Here is a 16509-nt window from a genome sequence, read left to right as displayed (position 1 = left end):
CGATTCCTCTGTAGTTCAGTCGGTAGAACGGCGGACTGTTAATCCGTATGTCACTGGTTCGAGTCCAGTCAGAGGAGCCAAATTTAAAAAGCCTGCTTTCGAGCAGGCTTTTTGCTTTTTTGCGTCGCTGACGTTAACTGAGAATCGCATCCAGCCTGGCAAGCACTTCATTGATAATGGCGTCAGGTATGCGTTCCAGACGCTTGCCGTTCCGGGCCGCCATATCGATAGTTCTGGGCTGGTCGCAGCGAATAACGCCTGTTGTTTTGGTCCCCGCCTCTTCCAGTGAAACCGTGAAGCCTGCTGTACGTGCAAAGTTTCCGCCGCTGGTGACGGGAACCACGACCGGTAGCCGGGTCAGCTTGTTAAACGATGCCTTCGATACAATGAGGACCGGACGTTTTCCACTTTGCTCGTGGCCAGCAATCGGATCCAGTGAAACAAGCCAGATTTCCCCTCTGTCCATTTACAGAATCTCCTTGCCCACCGCAGGCGCATCAATCCATTCCCGATCCTCTTCGCTCATTTCGGCGTGCGGATCGCACTGCGCCAACAGTTCCTCAAGCGAATAATGGGGCCGTTTCTGCGGTTCAATAATCAGGCAGCCATTATCTATAGTCATACCCACTTCGCTGTCTATCGACAGCTCCAGCGCTTTCAGCACGGCGGGAGGAACCGCCAGCATGATGGATCCGCCAACCTTTTTCAGGCGAGTTTTGTACATAGAGGACCTCCGAATATTATATTTTAATATAACATCCAGGGTGGATTGTGCACTATTACTCATCAGATTCATGGTGATTTCCTTAGCGTAATAAACCGCAATCCATCGAAGGACAGATCCCAGTTTTCAGCGGTGTGATGACCTGTAAAACGGCGACCATCCTGATACATCGGGCACTTCTTGCAGGTCAGGAAGCATTGTGTGCAGGCTAGAACTAATTTCGTTGTAAGAAGGCGATAATAGAAAACTGATTCTGGGGTTCAAAGGATCATGGCGAATCAGATAAACAAAATGCGGCGCTGCTTCCGTATCCGTGTTGCGCTGGAGGAACATCAGCGATAGTGCGAAGGCCAGATTTGCTCAGGTGCGATGCCGTTCCCTGCCGCCTCCCTACGCCCCGAGTATCCTCCGTGAACGCCCCCCAGCTCAGCCTGAAAAAGCCCCCGCCAGTAGGATGAATTCACTGCCGCTTGCGGGTGAGATAGCGTGGATTATCCACGCTATCTAACGTTATACCCGGAGGCACCATGAACCTCAGACAACAGCAACAGCAGGCGTTCGATCGCAGCGGAGAACCCCTTATCGTCGGCGACGTCAGCCACTGCCCGCTGCCACCCGAAACCCTCGCCGCACTGGGCCCCGATTCCCCTTATGTGGTGCAGGTATACGGCTCAGGCCTGACCGGGGAGGTTTACCGGTTGCGCATCGCTGGCAAGGAGTACAATTTAAAAAAACGACGCGCCGTCGCCGGCGTCGCCAACCTCAACGGCCAGCTGTCGTTTTTAAATGAAGTGCAGCGCCGGCAAGCGTTGCAACGGCTGAAGGATAACCCGGTCACCGCCCCGCGCTTCACCCACATCGTCCCAACGCTGTATGCCGATTATCGCCTCGGCATCCTGCTCTCGCCGTGGATCGATGGCGAGCTGATTCACCATCTGACCCCGCCGCTGATCGCCCAGCTATTTACTACCCTGGAAGCCTGTGAGGAACAGGGGCTGATGGAGTGGGATCTCTGTCGTGGAAATCTGCTGGTGGACCATCAGGAGCAGCTGTGGCTGTTCGATTTTGGCTACATGTATCCCTTCGATCCGCTCAGGGAATTCAACAGCAACGGTCTGGCCGATCCGCTGTTCCACTTTGTCGAGCGCTTTGAGACCCGCTTCTTTTTTAGCTGGCTGATGACCCAGGTTCCCGGCGCGGAGCAGCAGCTGGCGCACTATCGCGATCTGAAGCGGCTGGCGCTCGAAAGCTACCGGCGCAAGCTCGCCTGGCTCCGCGCCCGACAGGCCGCCCCGCAGGTGCAGGCCCATTTTCAGCAGATAACGGCGCGCTGGGCGTCGGCGCTGGCGGACCCAGCCGCGCTGAGGCGTTTATTTGCTGTGGAGGCTTTCCGCTCCCACGTGCTGGATATCGAAGACGATCTGCATGGCCAGTCGTGTACCTTACTCACTCTGCAACGTATCGACTGGGTGATAGGCCAGCTGGAACAGCATTATCGCTTTATCGCCGACGAAGGCGGTCTGTTTTACGATAACGAAGGCAAATCACAGCAGGCGCTGCTCAGCAGCTATGCGCAGAAGCGGCAGCTGGCGCAGCGGTACCTGCAGAACGCCTCCACGCCAGGTTAGCGACGCTCGCGACCCTGCTTCTGCTTCGCCTGGTACATCAGCCGGTCAGCGGTGGCCACCAGCGCGTTGAGACTGGGATGGCTGGCGGGATCGTACTCGACGCAGCCCCAGGAGAACGCCAGCTGCCAGGGGTGAGCCGCCTGCTGGTTGAAACGGGCCACGTTGTGACTGAGCGTCTCCATCGCTGTCGCGGCATCGTGGCGGCTTGTATTGGCGAACAGAATGATAAATTCGTCCCCACCCTGCCTGGCGAGGATATCGGACTCACGGAAGGCCGCTTTCATCAAATCGGCGATGGCGATCAGCGCGCGGTCGCCCTCTTCATGCCCCCAGGTATCATTGATGTGCTTGAAGCGGTCGAGGTCGACAAAGGCGAGGCTTACCGGCTCATGGCGGCGCTGGGCCGTCAGCAGGGCATACTCCGCCAGGGTGAGGAACCCCCGGCGATTAAACAGTCCCGTCAGCTCATCCGAGGTTGCCGCATCCAGCACCTTGAACTCATCCTCCACGATCGCCGCCAGATCGCTTAAGATCTGCATTTCATGGGCGGAAAATGAACGCGGCTGGTGGTCCATCAGACAAAAAGACCCGACGGTCGCGCCATCCGGCAGTTGCACCGGATACCCGGCGTAAAAACGGATAAACGGCGCCGCAATGACCAGCGGGTTATCGTGAAAGCGCTCGTCCTGCTGCATGTCGTTGACGATAAGCGGGTCGGTTTGCAGGATGGTATGGGCGCAAAATGAAATATCTCTCGGCACCGTGTCCACATCGAGGCCGGCACAGGACTTGATATGCAGGAGATCTTCCCCCACCAGACTGATGGACGCCACCGGCAGGTTATACAGCGAACGGGCAAGCCTGGTCAGGCGATCGAAGCGTTCTTCTTTTCCGCTATTCAACAGCCCGGAAGAGCGTAGCGATTGCAGGCGACGCTGCTCGTCGGGATGAAGTCCGGCTAATTTCATTGTCTCTCTCTTGTCTCTTGCGCAGAATTCTGCCGGGTTTCCACAGAGAAACCCGGCGTTTTATCCTGCCAGGGGGAAAATAGTCGTCAGGTATCCCATGAGTTAAGCAGATTTCCCCTGCTCGTCAACCAGCGCGCCCCGGCGACTGGCGACCAGGGCGCTGGCGGAATGCCATTAACGGCACTCTGCCCGGCAAAGGGGAAGATCAGGCGCGGATAAACGCCAGCAGATCGGCGTTGATGGTATCGGCGTGGGAGGTGTGCATCCCGTGCGGGAAGCCAGGATAAATGATTAGCTGGCTGTTCGGCAGCAGTTTGTCCTGCAGAATGGCCGCATTTTTATAGGGAACCACCTGGTCGTCATCCCCCTGCATCACCAGCACCGGCAAGGTGATCGACTTAAGGTCTTCCGTCTGGTCAGTCTCTGAAAACGCCTTGATACCTTCATAATGGGCCTTGGCGCTGCCGATCATTCCCTGTCGCCACCAGTTCTGGATCGTCCCCTGCGACACTTCTGCCCCGTCACGATTGAAGCCATAGAACGGGCCAGAGGCGACGTCGAGATAGAACTGGGCGCGGTTCGCCGCCAGCGCTTTGCGGAAACCATCAAACACCTCGATCGGCGTACCGCCCGGATTCTGCTCGGTTTTCACCATCAGCGGCGGGACGGCGCTAATTAACACCGCTTTCGCCACCCGCCCCTGCGGCTGGCCGTAGCGGGCGACGTAGCGGGCAACCTGGCCGCCGCCAGTGGAGTGCCCGACGTGGACCGCATTGTGCAGATCCAGATGTTCCACCACCGCCGAAACGTCCGCCGCGTAATGGTCCATATCGTGCCCCTCGCTAACCTGATCGGAGCGGCCATGACCCCGACGGTCGATAGCGATGACCCGAAAACCTTCGGCAAGGAAAAACAACATCTGGTTATCCCAGTCGTCGGCGCTCAGGGGCCAGCCGTGATGAAAGACTATCGGCTGAGCTTCCTTTGGACCCCAGTCTTTGAAGTAAATGTTGACGCCGTCTTGGGTGGTGACAAATGCCATGTTACAGACTCCTCTTTCAGGATAACCAGCCTGCAGGCCCGTGCCTGGGCTGAACGCCGACGGCGGCCGGCAGGAGTGCCGACCGCACAGGAATGTGATGCCTGTAACAGTGTAGAAGAAATTTGTCACCACGCCGGGTGACTTACCCCGTCTCGCTTCATTTGCCGCCGGACTCCGTTACGCCGCACTCTCCTGCTGCCTGATACGCACGATCAGCGCGCCGAGCAGCGACAGGTCCAGCAGCACGGCGAAGGCGAAGCACACGCCGCTGCGCCCGGCCCCGGCAGTGTGTTGGGCCAACAGCGTCGCCGCGATGACAACGACCACGCTCAGCAGCGTTGCGCCATCGACTCTGGGCCCACACTGCGCCGACCGTCCCGCCGCAATCCGCCAGGCGACAGCCGCCCCCGCCCCGCCGCACGCCACGCCCGGCAGCATGGCGGACCAGTCCTGCCCGCCATACCAGGCCACCAGCGCCAGCAGCCAGCCGGCCGCCGACAGCAGAAAGGCCCAGCGCGTCGCCGCCAGGGGCGAGCGATAGAGCCAGGACTGCCCGCGTGTGGATCCCCACCCGGCGCCGAAGGCGGCGCTCAGTGCCGTCAGCAGACTCAGCATGCCGGTCACGCCGATAACGGGAACCATGTTTAACAGCAAGACTCCGGCGGCAAAAGCCACGCTCAGGGCGATGGCGCGGCCGCGCGGCTCGATAATCCCCGCCGCGTCCGCGGCGGTGTAGCGGCTTACAACGTGCATAATTGACTCCTGACAGGCGAAGCAGCATGAATTTAATTCATGCCACTGTCTTTACATGCCCGTAGCCTAGCGCCACTATATTGCCTTACACAAACGCATAGTTTTCAGCCATAGATGAGAAAAACTCAGCCATGAAAACACCCCGTCTACCGCCGCTGGGGGCGCTGCGCGCCTTTCATGCCGTCGCCCGCCACCGCAGTTTTAAACAGGCCGCCGGGGCGCTCGGCGTCAGCGCGACGGCAGTCAGCCATCAGATTAAACTGCTGGAGTCGGTGCTGGAGTGCCGGGTTTGCGAACGCAGCGCACAGGGGGTCAGTCTGACTGCCGATGGCGAGATCCTCTACGCCGCCACGCAGCGCGCTTTTAGCGCCCTGGAACAGGCCGTCGTCCAGATCGCTCATGCTCGCCAGCCACCATCCTTAACCGTCACCACCACCTCCAATTTTCTCACCCACTGGCTGGTGCCACGGCTGGCGGACTTTACCGCTCGCTTTCCGGCTATCGACCTGCGTCTGCACACTAGCGTCGAACGGGTGGATCTACAGTTGGGTACCGTGGACGCCGCGATTCGCTATCGTGAAACGCCGGAACCAGACCTGTGCTGTACGCTGCTGTATGAGGATCGTTTTATCGTGGTCGCCAGCCCGTCCCTGGGCCTCGCCCGGCCTGAAGATCTGCAGCGGGTGACGCTGTTTCACGTCGCCAACCGCCGCGTGCCGGCCGACTCGCCAAACTGGGAGAACTGGCGCCGCCGCTATGGGCCGTCGACGCTGAATATTGATGCGGGGTTAACCTTTAGCGATGAGACCCATGCCCTGCAGGCGGCGGTGGCCGGCCAGGGGGTGGTGATCGCCAGCGAACTGCTGGCGCGGGATCTGCTGCAGCGCGGGGTGTTGTCCGCGCCGTTTAGCTGTGCATTACCAGGCGCCTGCTACTACCTGGTCACCACCGAGGCTGCGGCGCAGCGCGCGGATATTATCGCTCTGCGGGAGTGGCTGGTCGGCCAGATGGTATTAGGTGACGGTCGCCATCCGGCGGAAGAGTAGCGGGCTTACCAGCCGCAAACGATGGTCTCTTCATCGGACTCGTAGCCGCGAACGATATTGATCAGATCCTTCACCGTATCAGCGGCGGTGAGCGGGTCGCGCAGCGCCGCCAGCGAGGAAAAGGTTTTATCAACCGAGACGCCGTTATTATTATTGGTGACGGTTAACACCCACTCCTCTTCTTCATTGCCAGCTGGCAGGTCATCCAGCAGACTATTTACCGCCTCCACCGCGTGCTGCGGAATATAAAGCGCCATCGGTTTGAGATATATTTTTTCGCGTTTTTCCTGACGCTGGCCATTCTCAACTGCCAAGGCATAGCCTTTATTTTCGCTGTTCATCTCTTGTTATCCCTCGATGAGAATTTTCGGATCGACGTAAAAGTCGACATTAAAAACCGTGTCCTCGCTGAGCGCCTCAATACAGTGCCATTTCTCCGGCGGAAAAACGCCAAACTGCCCGGCTTCAATGGTCAGCGTTTCAACAGGCTCGGGGCTGGTTTCATCGGCATAGCCGAGATAGCGGATCGCCCCCTGCATCACCGAGAGACGAGGATAGACGCCCTGCCGGGTGCCGGCATCCAGATGGCGACGCCAGATAGAGGCCGGGGCGGTCTCCCTGGTCCACAGCGGCGTGCTGCGGGTGTGAACGTAATGGGTGGGAATAATGATTCGCTGCATGATGGTGCCTCACTTTACCGTCTCAAATGCGACGTTCAGAAATAGCCTATATGATGCATATCATATACCCCTTTTAAACGCTAAGGATATTATTTTGTTGCTGCTTTTACCGTCTACTCCTTTTTATACCTCTCAGGGATTAGCGACGCGGTAAAATAAAAAAGGCGATTTCAGGATCCTGAAATCGCCCGGAGAATAAAAGTAAACGCGTTAAAAATTTGTTAGCGCAGCGGACTCGGCTTGCCGATTAAATACCCCTGGACCAGGTCGCACCCCAGCGCCTGCAGCGAGGTCAACTGCTCTTCGGTTTCCACGCCTTCCGCCACAATACGCATATGCAGACTCTTCCCCATACTGATAATCAGGCGAACGATATCCAAATCGTCTTTTTGCTCCGGAATATTGATAACAAACGAGCGGTCAATTTTGATTTTATCGAACGGGAAGTAGCTTAAACGGGACAGGGAAGAATAGCCGGTACCAAAGTCATCAATGGAAATCTGAATGCCCTGCTCGCGCAGCTGGCTGAGAATTTCCAGCGAACGGGTATTCTCATTGAACACATCCGACTCGGTGATCTCCAGATCCAGACGTCGCGGATCGAGGCCGGTCTGCTGCAGCACGCCGATAATGGTATCGGTCAACGACGTGTTCATCAGTTGAATCGGCGAAACGTTGACCGAGACTTTTAGCGGCGTCGCCCAACTGGCCGCTTCGGCGCAGGCGGTTTTCAGCACCCACTCGCCGAGGGTATTGATCAGGCCGATTTTCTCCGCGACGGGAATAAACACCGTCGGCGGCACAGCGCCGCGCACGGGATGGAACCAGCGAACCAGCGCTTCATAGCCGTAGATTTCACGCGTGACGGTATCGGCGATCGGCTGGTAGTAGACTTTAAATTCGTCATGGGCCAGCGCCTGCAGCAGGTCATCTTCGAACGATTTATTCTCCTGCAGGCGCTGCAGCATGCCCGGCCGGAAAATTTGCACATGACCGCTGCCCTCTTTTTTCGCCTCGTACAGCGCAAGGTCAGCACACTTGTACAGATAATCGGTCCGGCTTTCGCCGTCAGAGATAACGATCCCGATGCAGGCGTCGATATTAATCTGCGCATCGTAGATCTGATAGGGCTGGCTGATCTTCTCCCGGATAACATTGGCGCGCTCGAAGGCCATCTCTTCAGTCAGATCGTAAGAGAGCATCGCGAACTCATCGCCGCCGAGGCGATACAGCGTCTCGGAGGTTTTGCGGAAAAAAGAGAGACGACTGGCCAGATCCTGCAGCAGCTTATCGCCAGCATCATGGCCGAGGGTATCGTTCACATCCTTAAAGCTGTCGAGGTCGAACAGCATCACCACCGCGCACCCCTGATAGGGGCGCACCTGGTTGACAATCTCCTGTAACCGCTGCCAGAAAGAGAGACGATTCGGCATACCGGTCAGCGAATCATGGTAGGCATCGTACTGCAGTCGGCGGTTCTGTACCTGCAACTTCTCTTTCGAGGCCTGCAGATCGTTGGCCAGCGTCTTCATGCGCACATGGGCGCGACGCAGGTTATTATTCTGCCGGAGCATCAACAGGCCGAGGGTAATACACATGGCGATCAGCAGAATGGAGATCACCGAGTAGATATAATAAAGATGCTGGATTTTATCATGCGTGATATTAACGATATTAATATCTTGCGTCAGGGTGGCGGCGGCCATTGAGGTCAGGGGGCCATCCAGTTCACTCAACACCGGCAGGATCTGTTTGACCTGCTCCGGCGTCATGGTATCAACTTGTTTATCAAGCAGATGAAGATTACGAATCAGCGTCGCGACCACCGCCTTCCGCTGTTCGCTTTTATTAATAAATTTACCCAGATCGCCCTGCTGCAGGAGTTCGATCTGGCTCATCATGATCTCCAGGCGCAGGCGCACCTCATCGTGGTCCGCCCCTTCGGCCCCGATCGCCATTCCCGCCAGACGAGACTCCAGTCGCATATATTCCGACACCATCTGCGACATTGACCAGGAGTCTGTATAGCGGGTAAATTTTTGCAACTCACTTTGTCGCTCATGCACCAGATAGGTAATATATCCGGTAACAATAAATAACGACAAAATAATAGCCGTGAGTATTCGATTCAAGATCCAACCCTTACTCTATAATAATCTTAGAAACTTGCCAGGCCGATCGGGAATAATAGATCTGGTTTTGTAATTCAGTGCTGCTGTCGTAAGGGTAGACGATAAATAATGGACCTTTATCACGAACGCGCATATATTCGCCGTTCATTTTTAAGGCCATAATGACCGGGAATTTATAAAAATCATCAATCGGGATAATGGTGGTGTAGTCGTTAAGCGCCAGCACGCGCGCGGATTTGCCCTTAGCGCCGACTAAATCCATGAGTTTATTAAGGGGAATGCCATCGAAACGAACCTTACCGGTGTACCAGGGGGTGGTGGTTTCCACCGTTTTCATCCCCAGTTTTTCCAGCGCCGCGAGGTCAAAAACGGCTTTGTCACCGACGTTCGTATTCCCGATTTTTCCGGAAATGGTCAGTACAGGTTTTCCTGTCGGCGCAGGCAGTTTTTCAGCGTAAGCGGAAGGCAACATGACAGAACAAAATAACACTGCAAGAAGTAGACGCATTTAACTCACCATTCCAGAGAAGGAGACATGTTAAGTGTAAACCATTTACGTCAATTCTTAAAAGGTGTCCCTCTTTGTTATCCGTTGATTTAATTAAAAGTATAAGCTGGCTGGCAAATTGCCAGATTGTTTAGTACAGGGTGTGATTTAGCCCGCCTTTCCCGTCGCTTCTTTTTTGCGCCATCTCCCCGCTTAGCAGGCAAACTACTTTCCTCCACGGCCGCTGCGCGGTAGTCTCAACGCTGACGCAACAGTAAAAGCGTCTCATTCCAATAACGACAAATTATGTGACAGACAGGACAGGGTATGGATTCAACAATAAGCGTGCAGCCCGCCGAGGCGCCAGATTCACTGCTTCGCGCCCGGCGGGCGGCATGGGGCAGTTTTGCCGGCGCGGTGGTCGACTGGTACGATTTTCTTCTCTATGGCATTACCGCCGCGCTGGTCTTTAACCGCGAGTTTTTCCCGCAGATCGGCCCGGCGATGGGGACGCTTGCCGCCTTTGCCACCTTCGGCGTCGGGTTTCTCTTTCGCCCGCTCGGCGGGATTATCTTTGGCCACTTCGGCGACCGCCTCGGGCGCAAACGGATGCTGATGATGACCGTCTGGATGATGGGTATCGCCACCGCCTGCATCGGCCTGCTCCCCTCGTTCAGCCAGATCGGCTGGTGGGCGCCGGCGCTGCTGGTGTTCCTGCGGGCAGTTCAGGGGTTTGCCGTCGGCGGGGAATGGGGCGGCGCGGCGCTGCTCTCGGTGGAGAACGCCCCGCAGGGGAAAAAAGCCTTTTACAGCAGCGGGGTGCAGGTAGGCTACGGCGTCGGCCTGCTGCTCTCCACCGGACTGGTATCGCTGATCAGCAGCCTGACCACCGACGAGCAGTTCCTCAACTGGGGCTGGCGCTTACCGTTCCTGTTCAGCGTGGTGCTGGTCCTTATTGCGCTGTGGATCCGTCACGGCATGGCGGAATCGCAGGAATTTGAAGCGCAGCAGAGCCAGGCCAACCTTCAGCCGGAGAAAAAGCGACTACCGGTGGTGGAAGCCCTGCTTCGCCATCCGGGAGCGTTTTTACTGATTATCGCCCTGCGGCTGTGCGAACTGCTGACGATGTATATCGTCACCGCCTTCGCCCTCAACTATTCCACGCAAAACCTCGGCCTGTCGCGCGAGCTGTTTCTCAACATCGGCCTGCTGGTGGGCGGACTCAGTTGCCTGACTATCCCCTGCTTCGCCTGGCTGGCAGACCGCTTTGGTCGCCGACGGATCTATATCACCGGCGCGCTGATCGGCACGCTGAGCGGTTTTCCGTTCTTTATGGCGCTGGAGAGTCAGTCTGTTTTCTGGATCCTGTTCTTCGCCCTGATGCTGGTCAATATCGCCCATGATATGGTGGTCTGCGTCCAGCAGCCGATGTTTACCGAGCTGTTCGGCGCCAGCTATCGCTATAGCGGCGCCGGCGTCGGCTACCAGGTGGCGAGCGTGGTCGGCGGCGGTTTTACGCCGTTTATCGCCGCGGCGCTGGTCACCTTCTCCGGCGGTTCATGGCACAGCGTGGCCCTCTATCTGACCGCGGGATGCCTGCTGTCGGCGCTCACCGCCCTGCTGATGAAAAAACAGACCGTCCACTGACCCACCAGCGGAGGGCGTGACCCGCGCCCTCCGGTAAGGAGAATGCATGTCTCTGTTATCGCTGGCCGACTGCTGGCCTCGCCGTTTTACCCCCTCCTCGCTGGCGCTGCAGTTTTGCGAGGACCCCACCCAGGCGGAACAGCCGCTGTTTGCCAAAGCCTGCGCCGGGGAAGCCGTCGCCCAGCTCTGGCAGGCGCCGCAGGGATTTGTGGTGCCGGGGAGCTATCGTCAGTTTGCGGATCTGCCGGCGGTCAGCGCGCATTTTGCCGCGCGCGGCTGGCCGGTATGGCTCCGCCGCTCCGGGGGCGGTCTGGTGCCTCAGGGGCCGGGAATTATCAACCTTAGCCTCGCCTGGCCGGTACAGCAGTCGCTCGGCGAGGCCGCCGAACCCATCTATCACTCGCTGTGCGCGGTGCTGCAGCGTACCCTCGCGCGCTTCGGCGTTGCCAGCCACGCCCGGGCGGTAAACGGTTCCTTTTGCGATGGCCGGTATAACCTCGCCTGCGGGGAGGGCGAGGCGGCGCGCAAGATTGTCGGTACCGCCCAGTACTGGCGGCCGCTGACGGCAGGCCGCGGCCACGTGGTGCTGGCCCATGCGGTGATCCTTATTGACGCCGATCTTACCGCGGCGCATCAGGCGGCGAACGCCTTTGAAGCGCAGCTCGGCAGCGAGCGGGTCTATTGCGCCGACAAAACCGTCACCCTCGCGCAGCGGCTTCCCGGCGAGCGCCATCTGCTTCCCCGCTTTAGCGAGGCGCTGGCGCGGGAGCTGGACGCGGCTCGCTGAAGGTCGCTTTCAGGTAGCGGCTGAAGGTTTCCACCGCGCGCGACACGCGCGGGGTATAGGGCCGGATGACGTACAGCTTATCGGCAAACACCTCCACCGGCTGCCACGCCGGGAGCAGCTCCTGCACCAGCCCGCGACCGATGGCCTCCCGGGCGCTGAAATTCGGCAGCAGCGCCACCCCAAGCCCCGCCAGCACGGCATCGCGTAGCGACTCGCTGTTATTCGTGGCGAAGGGCCCCTGCACGTTGATGGTCACCCGTTCATCGGGCGTCTGGCGGGAGGCGAACGTCCACTGCGGGCGCTGTGGCCCACGGGGATAGGTCAGGCACTGGTGGTGGCGCAGATCGTCGGGGGTCTCCGGGCGGCCATGGTGGCGAATATAGTCGGCGGACGCGACGATCAGCGTCGCGGTGTGACACAGCGGCCAGGCGACGTGGGTGTCCGGGAGCGCCTCGCGCCGACAGTGGCGGATGGCAAGATCGAACCCTTCGCTGGCCAGAGAGACCAGCCGGTCGGTCACCTCAAGCTGCAAATGCAGCTGGGGATGCTGATGCAAAAACGGCGCGATCGCCGGGACCAGCTGCTGGCGGGAAAAGGCCACCGGCGCGGTCAGGCGCAGCGTTCCCCGCAGCGGCCCGCCCTCATCGCAGGCGCCGGTGAAAATATCCCGCAACTGACCAAACGGCTCGTTGAGTTCCGCCACCAGCCGCAGTCCGTCTTCGCTGAGGCTCACGCTGCGGGTAGTGCGATGGACCAGGGTTTTGCCAGTCACCCGCTCCAGCTCGCTGATTTTCTGGCTGATAGCCGACTTGCTGATCCCCAGCTTTTCCGCGGCCCGGGTATAGCTTTTTTGCTCTTCCAGCACCGTCAGCCAGTACAGATGGGCCCAGTAACTCTCCGGACGACTCTCGCTCATGTGATTGTTCACCAGTAAAAACAATGTATTCAACTATAGCGGTTTTTGCCCGCGACGGCATCGGCTAGCATCCTGTTCAGCCCGTCATTATTCCCTAACGATAAGGAACACCTGCATGCCATTACTGACATTTGACCTGATTGAAGGCCGTACGGAACAGGAGATCAGAACCCTGCTGGATGCCGCCCATCGCGCCGTGCTGCGTGCCTTCGAGGTACCGGAACGCGACCGCTACCAGATTGTTCACGAAAACAAAGCCCACCATATGGTGATTGACGATACCGGCCTCGGACTGACCCGCACGCGGGATCTGGTAGTGGTGCGGGTCTATACCAGCCCGCGCAGCGAGGCGCAGAAGCAACGCTTCTTCGCCCTGTTGCAGGAGGAGCTGGCGGAGCACTGCGGCCTGAGCGGCGATGATGTGATGGTGTCGATTATCAGTAATCAGAAAGGTGACTGGAGCTTTGGCCGCGGGGTCGCGCAGTATCTTACCGGCGATCTGTAACCCGCAGCCCGAAGCGCGCCCTTAGCGGCGGGCAGCCATCGCGATGCGCTGGCGCGCCTGCTGCTCGATATTCTCCAGCAGTTCCTGGACATCGTCTTCATCAATGTCGAGGAACTGGCCTTCCAGCAGCGCGGCGTGAATATCCTCCCGGGTGACCGAGATGCCCAGTGGCACCGCCCGGGGCTTGACCTCCTCCGCCGCCAGCGAATGCGGATAGCGGCGGCCAACCAGGTTATTAAACACGATGGCCAGCAGCGCCAGCATCAGCGAGTTGAGCAGCACCGGCGTCAGCACAAAGTGATAGCCTTCGCTGTGCACCCCGGCGCCGCCGAGGATCGCCGTCAGGGCCACCGCGCCGCCGGGGGGATGCAGACAGCGCAGAAAATACATCCCGGCGATCGCCAGCGCGGCCGCCAGCCCGCAGGCCAGCGCCGGGTCGGGAACCAGCATGCCCACCGTGACGCCGATCAGCGCCGACAGCACATTACCGCCGACAATCGACCACGGCTGCGCCAGCGGGCTGCTCGGCACGCCAAATAACAGCACCGCCGACGCGCCCATGGGGGCAATAAACCACAAATTGACTTCGCCGAGCAGCCAGTGGCTGAACATGCTGGTCACCGCCAGGCCGGTGCCGGCGCCAATGGATCCCAGCACGATATGCCGGCGGGCCACCGGTAGCGCGTGCGGCTTCAGGCGTCCAAGGAAAATCCGCAGCCGTGAAAACAGCCCCGCTGAAATGACACTCAACATCGCTTTATCGCTTAGGTCATAGGAATTACTTATATTTTATTTTCTTTTTTTAACCTTACATTAACAACCATGTATTTCACAGGGGGATAGCGTAGGCAATATCGTCCAGAGGGCACAGGGCTGTGAATTCTCGCGTGGGCTGATAGAATCCCTTTTCTGTCAGGGGGATACCCCTTTTGCGAACTGAAGGTCATAACCCAGTGAATAATAAAATCTCTTTAGCGAAAGAAGTGGCATGGGCCAGCCAGAATATGCCGCGTACCCTGCGTCAGGTCGCCGCCCTGCCCGACCTCAGCGGCGTGCGCCTGGCCTGCTGTATGCACCTCGACATGAAAATGATCCCGCTGGTGCAGGGGATCCTCGACAAGGGCGCTCAGGTTTTTTTAACCACCTGTAACCCCACCACCGTGCAGGACGACGTGGTGGCCTGGCTGGTGGAGCGCGGCGCCGAGGCCTGCGCGTGGCGCAATATGAGCGACGCCGACTGGCAACAGTCATGGGAAAAAGCGATTGCCTGGCAGCCCACTCACCTGTGCGAGATGGGCGCCGATATCACCACCCTGCTCCACCAGCGCGGCGAGTTCGGTAACATCGTGGCGGGTCTGGAAGCCACTGGCTCGGGCGTCAATCGGCTGGGCGATATTCAGCCAGGCTATCCGATCTTTAACTGGGACGATCTGCCGGTCAAAGAGGGGCTGCACAACCGCCATATGGTCGGTCTCACCGCCTGGCACACCTTCTTCCAGACCACTCATCTCACCCTGCATGAGAAAAAAGTGCTGGTGATCGGCTACGGCCTGGTCGGCCAGGGCGTCGCGGCGGCGGCAAAAGCCTTTGGCGGTCAGGTGATGGTGGCGGAGATCGATCCTGCCCGTCGTCTGCAGGCGGCCTACGACGGCTGGCATGTGGTGGATCTGCAGGAGGCTATCGCCTCGGCGGACGTGGTGGCCACGGCGACAGGCGGGAAAAACGTGGTTAATCGCCAGGCGCTGGAGCGCGCGAAAGCGGGAGTCTTTATCCTTAACGTCGGCCACGTGGCGGAAGAGATCGACGGCGAGTACCTGCGCCAGTACCCTCAGGAAGAGGTGATGCCGTATATCAACGCCTACCGCATGGCCGACAAAACCATCTATCTGCTGGCCAATGGTTCGATGCTCAACCTGACCGCGGGCTTCGGCGACAGCCTGAACGCTTTTGACGTCACCCTGGCGGTGATGGCCAGCGGCATCCGCCATATTGTCTCCGACGGCATGCGCGCCCCGGCGCAGGTTTACCTCCTGCCCCAGGCGGTCTGGCAGCAGGCGCTGTAAACGCAGCGCATCGTCCCCCCATCGTGGAGACGATGCGCTCTACCATCAGGACGACGGCGCGGTATCGGGCAGCACAATGTTGCTCTGCGCCAGCGTTCCCATCTGGTTGTACATCACGCTGGCGGCCTCCAGCAGGTGCATCGCCAGCGCGGCGCCGCTGCCCTCTCCCAGGCGCATGTCCATATCGAGATACGGCCGCAGACCCAGCGCGTCCAGGGCGATCTGCGCCCCTTTCTCCGCCGACAAGTGCGAAGGGATAAGATAAGGATGCGCCGTCGGGGCCATGCGACACGCCGCCAGGGCAGAGGCATAGGAGAGGAAGCCATCCAGCACCACCGGCAGGCCACAGGAGGCCGCCCCGAGGATCACCCCGGTCATGCCCACCAGATCGTAACCGCCCACCTTCGCCAGGACATCCAGCCCCTCCTCCGGGTTCGGCTGGTTAAGGGCTATCGCCTGGCGCACCACCGCCACCTTATGGCCCCGCTGCGCCAGCGGCAGATTGGCCCCACAGCCCACCACTGTGTCAGGATCGCTGCCCGTCAGGACACTGATCACCGCTGCGGCCGGGGTGGTATTGGCCATTCCCAGTTCGCCGACGCCAAAAACTTTCACCCCGTCGGCGGCGAGCTGGCGGGTGAGATGCATGCTGGCCAGCAGCACCGTCTCCGCCTGCTGGCGACTCATCGCCGCCGTCCGGGCGATATTCCCGCTACCGCGGGCCACCTTGAGGTTAATCAGGCCCGGCAGCGGGTCGGCATCGATGCCGACATCCACCACCTGCACCCTGGCCCCGGCCTGCGCCGCCAGCACGCAGACGCCGGTGTTGCCCCGCACCATATTGCCGGCATGAATGGCCGTCACCACCTGCGGCGAAGGCGTCACGCCTTCATGCCAGACGCCATGGTCGGCGCACATGACCACTATCACCTTCTCCGCCAGCGCCAGCTGCCCCTGCAGCCCCGGCAGACCAGCCAGTTGCACGGCCAGCGTCTCCAGACGTCCAAGGCTACCGGGCGGCTTTAACAGGCCATCAATATGCTGCTGAGCGCGCGCCATGCCCGCCACATCGGGCTGCGGAATGGCAGCCAGTAACGCAGAAAGTGTTTCCATTCTGTTCCTCATCGTTGG

General features: G+C 59.3%; 18 protein-coding genes, 1 tRNA gene and 1 pseudogene. 8 read left to right on the top strand and 12 right to left on the bottom strand.

Features of this window, described 5'->3' with window-relative positions; translation table 11 throughout:
* Positions 1–4 precede the first annotated feature (4 nt).
* Positions 5–80 (top strand) — tRNA-Asn (locus DTA24_RS09725).
* Positions 81–133: 53 nt separating this feature from the next.
* Here the strand turns inward: DTA24_RS09725 and DTA24_RS09720 are convergent.
* The gene (locus tag DTA24_RS09720; RefSeq protein ID WP_039104087.1) at positions 134–466 is read right to left on the bottom strand and encodes a type II toxin-antitoxin system PemK/MazF family toxin; all 333 of its coding nucleotides are present in this window, start codon (positions 464–466) and stop codon (positions 134–136) included.
* Positions 467–724, bottom strand: a complete 258-nt coding sequence (locus DTA24_RS09715) for an AbrB/MazE/SpoVT family DNA-binding domain-containing protein (RefSeq protein WP_039104089.1) — start codon at positions 722–724, stop codon at positions 467–469.
* Positions 725–1251: 527 nt separating this feature from the next.
* On the opposite strand from DTA24_RS09715, the gene DTA24_RS09705 reads away from it, so the two are divergent.
* A complete protein-coding gene (locus DTA24_RS09705; RefSeq protein ID WP_064160538.1) occupies positions 1252–2352 on the top strand; it encodes a phosphotransferase in 1101 nt (366 codons plus the stop codon).
* Here DTA24_RS09705 and DTA24_RS09700 read toward each other — a convergent pair.
* The 3 genes from DTA24_RS09700 to DTA24_RS09690 all read right to left on the bottom strand — a co-directional run bounded on the left by DTA24_RS09700 (position 2349) and on the right by DTA24_RS09690 (position 5115).
* Positions 2349–3320 carry a sensor domain-containing diguanylate cyclase gene (locus DTA24_RS09700; protein ID WP_008804156.1) on the bottom strand — a complete coding sequence of 324 codons (972 nt, stop codon included), beginning with the start codon at positions 3318–3320 and terminating at the stop codon, positions 2349–2351. The genes DTA24_RS09705 and DTA24_RS09700 overlap by 4 nt on opposite strands.
* A gap of 205 nt (positions 3321–3525) precedes the next feature.
* Positions 3526–4362 carry an alpha/beta fold hydrolase gene (locus DTA24_RS09695; protein WP_008804155.1) on the bottom strand — a complete coding sequence of 279 codons (837 nt, stop codon included), beginning with the start codon at positions 4360–4362 and terminating at the stop codon, positions 3526–3528.
* Between the two features lie 177 nt (positions 4363–4539).
* Positions 4540–5115 carry a hypothetical protein gene (locus tag DTA24_RS09690; protein ID WP_032733307.1) on the bottom strand — a complete coding sequence of 192 codons (576 nt, stop codon included), beginning with the start codon at positions 5113–5115 and terminating at the stop codon, positions 4540–4542.
* 131 nt (positions 5116–5246) lie between these two features.
* Between DTA24_RS09690 and DTA24_RS09685 the strand changes: the two genes are divergently transcribed.
* Positions 5247–6161, top strand: coding sequence for a LysR substrate-binding domain-containing protein (locus DTA24_RS09685; RefSeq protein ID WP_023322937.1), 915 nt, complete (start codon positions 5247–5249; stop codon positions 6159–6161).
* 5 nt (positions 6162–6166) lie between these two features.
* Here the strand turns inward: DTA24_RS09685 and DTA24_RS09680 are convergent, their stop codons facing one another.
* Positions 6167–6502, bottom strand: coding sequence for a DUF1869 domain-containing protein (locus tag DTA24_RS09680; RefSeq protein ID WP_123836748.1), 336 nt, complete (start codon positions 6500–6502; stop codon positions 6167–6169).
* A gap of 6 nt (positions 6503–6508) precedes the next feature.
* Entirely contained in the window at positions 6509–6841 is a 333-nt protein-coding gene (locus DTA24_RS09675; protein WP_008804152.1) for a DUF1971 domain-containing protein, read from the bottom strand.
* Positions 6842–6938: 97 nt separating this feature from the next.
* Here DTA24_RS09675 and DTA24_RS28610 point away from each other — a divergent pair.
* A pseudogene (locus tag DTA24_RS28610) lies at positions 6939–7066 on the top strand (hypothetical protein).
* Here the strand turns inward: DTA24_RS28610 and DTA24_RS09670 are convergent.
* Positions 7063–8973, bottom strand: coding sequence for a putative bifunctional diguanylate cyclase/phosphodiesterase (locus DTA24_RS09670; RefSeq protein ID WP_046622940.1), 1911 nt, complete (start codon positions 8971–8973; stop codon positions 7063–7065). The pseudogene DTA24_RS28610 and the gene DTA24_RS09670 sit on opposite strands and share 4 nt — an antisense overlap.
* Before the next feature lie 10 nt (positions 8974–8983).
* Positions 8984–9481: a molybdopterin-dependent oxidoreductase gene (locus tag DTA24_RS09665; protein ID WP_012541125.1), complete on the bottom strand. Its 498-nt coding sequence runs from the start codon at positions 9479–9481 to the stop codon at positions 8984–8986.
* Between the two features lie 306 nt (positions 9482–9787).
* On the opposite strand from DTA24_RS09665, the gene shiA reads away from it, so the two are divergent.
* Together shiA and DTA24_RS09650 are read left to right on the top strand one after the other, a co-directional pair.
* Complete coding sequence (gene shiA, locus DTA24_RS09655; RefSeq protein WP_123836747.1) at positions 9788–11107, top strand: shikimate transporter; 1320 nt, start codon at positions 9788–9790, stop codon at positions 11105–11107.
* Positions 11108–11153: 46 nt separating this feature from the next.
* Entirely contained in the window at positions 11154–11894 is a 741-nt protein-coding gene (locus tag DTA24_RS09650) for a lipoyl protein ligase domain-containing protein (protein ID WP_032733310.1), read from the top strand.
* Here DTA24_RS09650 and DTA24_RS09645 read toward each other — a convergent pair.
* Entirely contained in the window at positions 11854–12810 is a 957-nt protein-coding gene (locus tag DTA24_RS09645) for a LysR family transcriptional regulator (RefSeq protein WP_049152667.1), read from the bottom strand. The two genes, DTA24_RS09650 and DTA24_RS09645, sit on opposite strands and share 41 nt — an antisense overlap.
* A 115-nt stretch (positions 12811–12925) precedes the next feature.
* Here DTA24_RS09645 and DTA24_RS09640 point away from each other — a divergent pair, with 115 nt between their 5' ends.
* Entirely contained in the window at positions 12926–13315 is a 390-nt protein-coding gene (locus DTA24_RS09640; RefSeq protein WP_008804146.1) for a tautomerase family protein, read from the top strand.
* A gap of 21 nt (positions 13316–13336) precedes the next feature.
* On the opposite strand, the gene DTA24_RS09635 is transcribed toward DTA24_RS09640, so the two are convergent.
* Positions 13337–14068 (bottom strand): HPP family protein, encoded by a 732-nt coding sequence (locus tag DTA24_RS09635; protein WP_023297929.1) that lies wholly within the window; start codon positions 14066–14068, stop codon positions 13337–13339.
* A gap of 200 nt (positions 14069–14268) precedes the next feature.
* On the opposite strand from DTA24_RS09635, the gene DTA24_RS09630 reads away from it, so the two are divergent.
* Positions 14269–15378, top strand: a complete 1110-nt coding sequence (locus DTA24_RS09630; protein WP_049152669.1) for an adenosylhomocysteinase — start codon at positions 14269–14271, stop codon at positions 15376–15378.
* Positions 15379–15423: 45 nt separating this feature from the next.
* On the opposite strand, the gene cobT is transcribed toward DTA24_RS09630, so the two are convergent.
* Positions 15424–16491, bottom strand: a complete 1068-nt coding sequence (gene cobT / locus DTA24_RS09625; protein WP_100751049.1) for a nicotinate-nucleotide--dimethylbenzimidazole phosphoribosyltransferase — start codon at positions 16489–16491, stop codon at positions 15424–15426.
* Positions 16492–16509 lie beyond the last annotated feature (18 nt).

The sequence above is a fragment of the Klebsiella sp. P1CD1 genome, from assembly GCF_003790505.1.
GTDB lineage: Bacteria > Pseudomonadota > Gammaproteobacteria > Enterobacterales > Enterobacteriaceae > Klebsiella > Klebsiella variicola.
The sequence above is the reverse complement of the archived record's forward strand: the minus strand, read 5'-3'. Positions and strand labels throughout refer to the sequence as shown.

Bases quoted from the DNA above. Each gene is read 5' to 3' on its own strand.
- DTA24_RS09640 (WP_008804146.1), top strand. From the start codon at position 12,926: ATGCCATTACTGACATTTGACCTGATTGAAGGCCGTACGGAACAGGAG.
- DTA24_RS09690 (WP_032733307.1), bottom strand. From the start codon at position 5,115: ATGCACGTTGTAAGCCGCTACACCGCCGCGGACGCGGCGGGGATTATC.
- DTA24_RS09685 (WP_023322937.1), top strand. From the start codon at position 5,247: ATGAAAACACCCCGTCTACCGCCGCTGGGGGCGCTGCGCGCCTTTCAT.
- cobT (WP_100751049.1), bottom strand. From the start codon at position 16,491: ATGGAAACACTTTCTGCGTTACTGGCTGCCATTCCGCAGCCCGATGTG.
- DTA24_RS09665 (WP_012541125.1), bottom strand. From the start codon at position 9,481: ATGCGTCTACTTCTTGCAGTGTTATTTTGTTCTGTCATGTTGCCTTCC.
- DTA24_RS09705 (WP_064160538.1), top strand. From the start codon at position 1,252: ATGAACCTCAGACAACAGCAACAGCAGGCGTTCGATCGCAGCGGAGAA.
- DTA24_RS09695 (WP_008804155.1), bottom strand. From the start codon at position 4,362: ATGGCATTTGTCACCACCCAAGACGGCGTCAACATTTACTTCAAAGAC.
- DTA24_RS09680 (WP_123836748.1), bottom strand. From the start codon at position 6,502: ATGAACAGCGAAAATAAAGGCTATGCCTTGGCAGTTGAGAATGGCCAG.
- DTA24_RS09720 (WP_039104087.1), bottom strand. From the start codon at position 466: ATGGACAGAGGGGAAATCTGGCTTGTTTCACTGGATCCGATTGCTGGC.
- DTA24_RS09700 (WP_008804156.1), bottom strand. From the start codon at position 3,320: ATGAAATTAGCCGGACTTCATCCCGACGAGCAGCGTCGCCTGCAATCG.
- DTA24_RS09675 (WP_008804152.1), bottom strand. From the start codon at position 6,841: ATGCAGCGAATCATTATTCCCACCCATTACGTTCACACCCGCAGCACG.
- DTA24_RS09715 (WP_039104089.1), bottom strand. From the start codon at position 724: ATGTACAAAACTCGCCTGAAAAAGGTTGGCGGATCCATCATGCTGGCG.
- DTA24_RS09650 (WP_032733310.1), top strand. From the start codon at position 11,154: ATGTCTCTGTTATCGCTGGCCGACTGCTGGCCTCGCCGTTTTACCCCC.
- DTA24_RS09635 (WP_023297929.1), bottom strand. From the start codon at position 14,068: ATGTTGAGTGTCATTTCAGCGGGGCTGTTTTCACGGCTGCGGATTTTC.
- shiA (WP_123836747.1), top strand. From the start codon at position 9,788: ATGGATTCAACAATAAGCGTGCAGCCCGCCGAGGCGCCAGATTCACTG.
- DTA24_RS09645 (WP_049152667.1), bottom strand. From the start codon at position 12,810: ATGAGCGAGAGTCGTCCGGAGAGTTACTGGGCCCATCTGTACTGGCTG.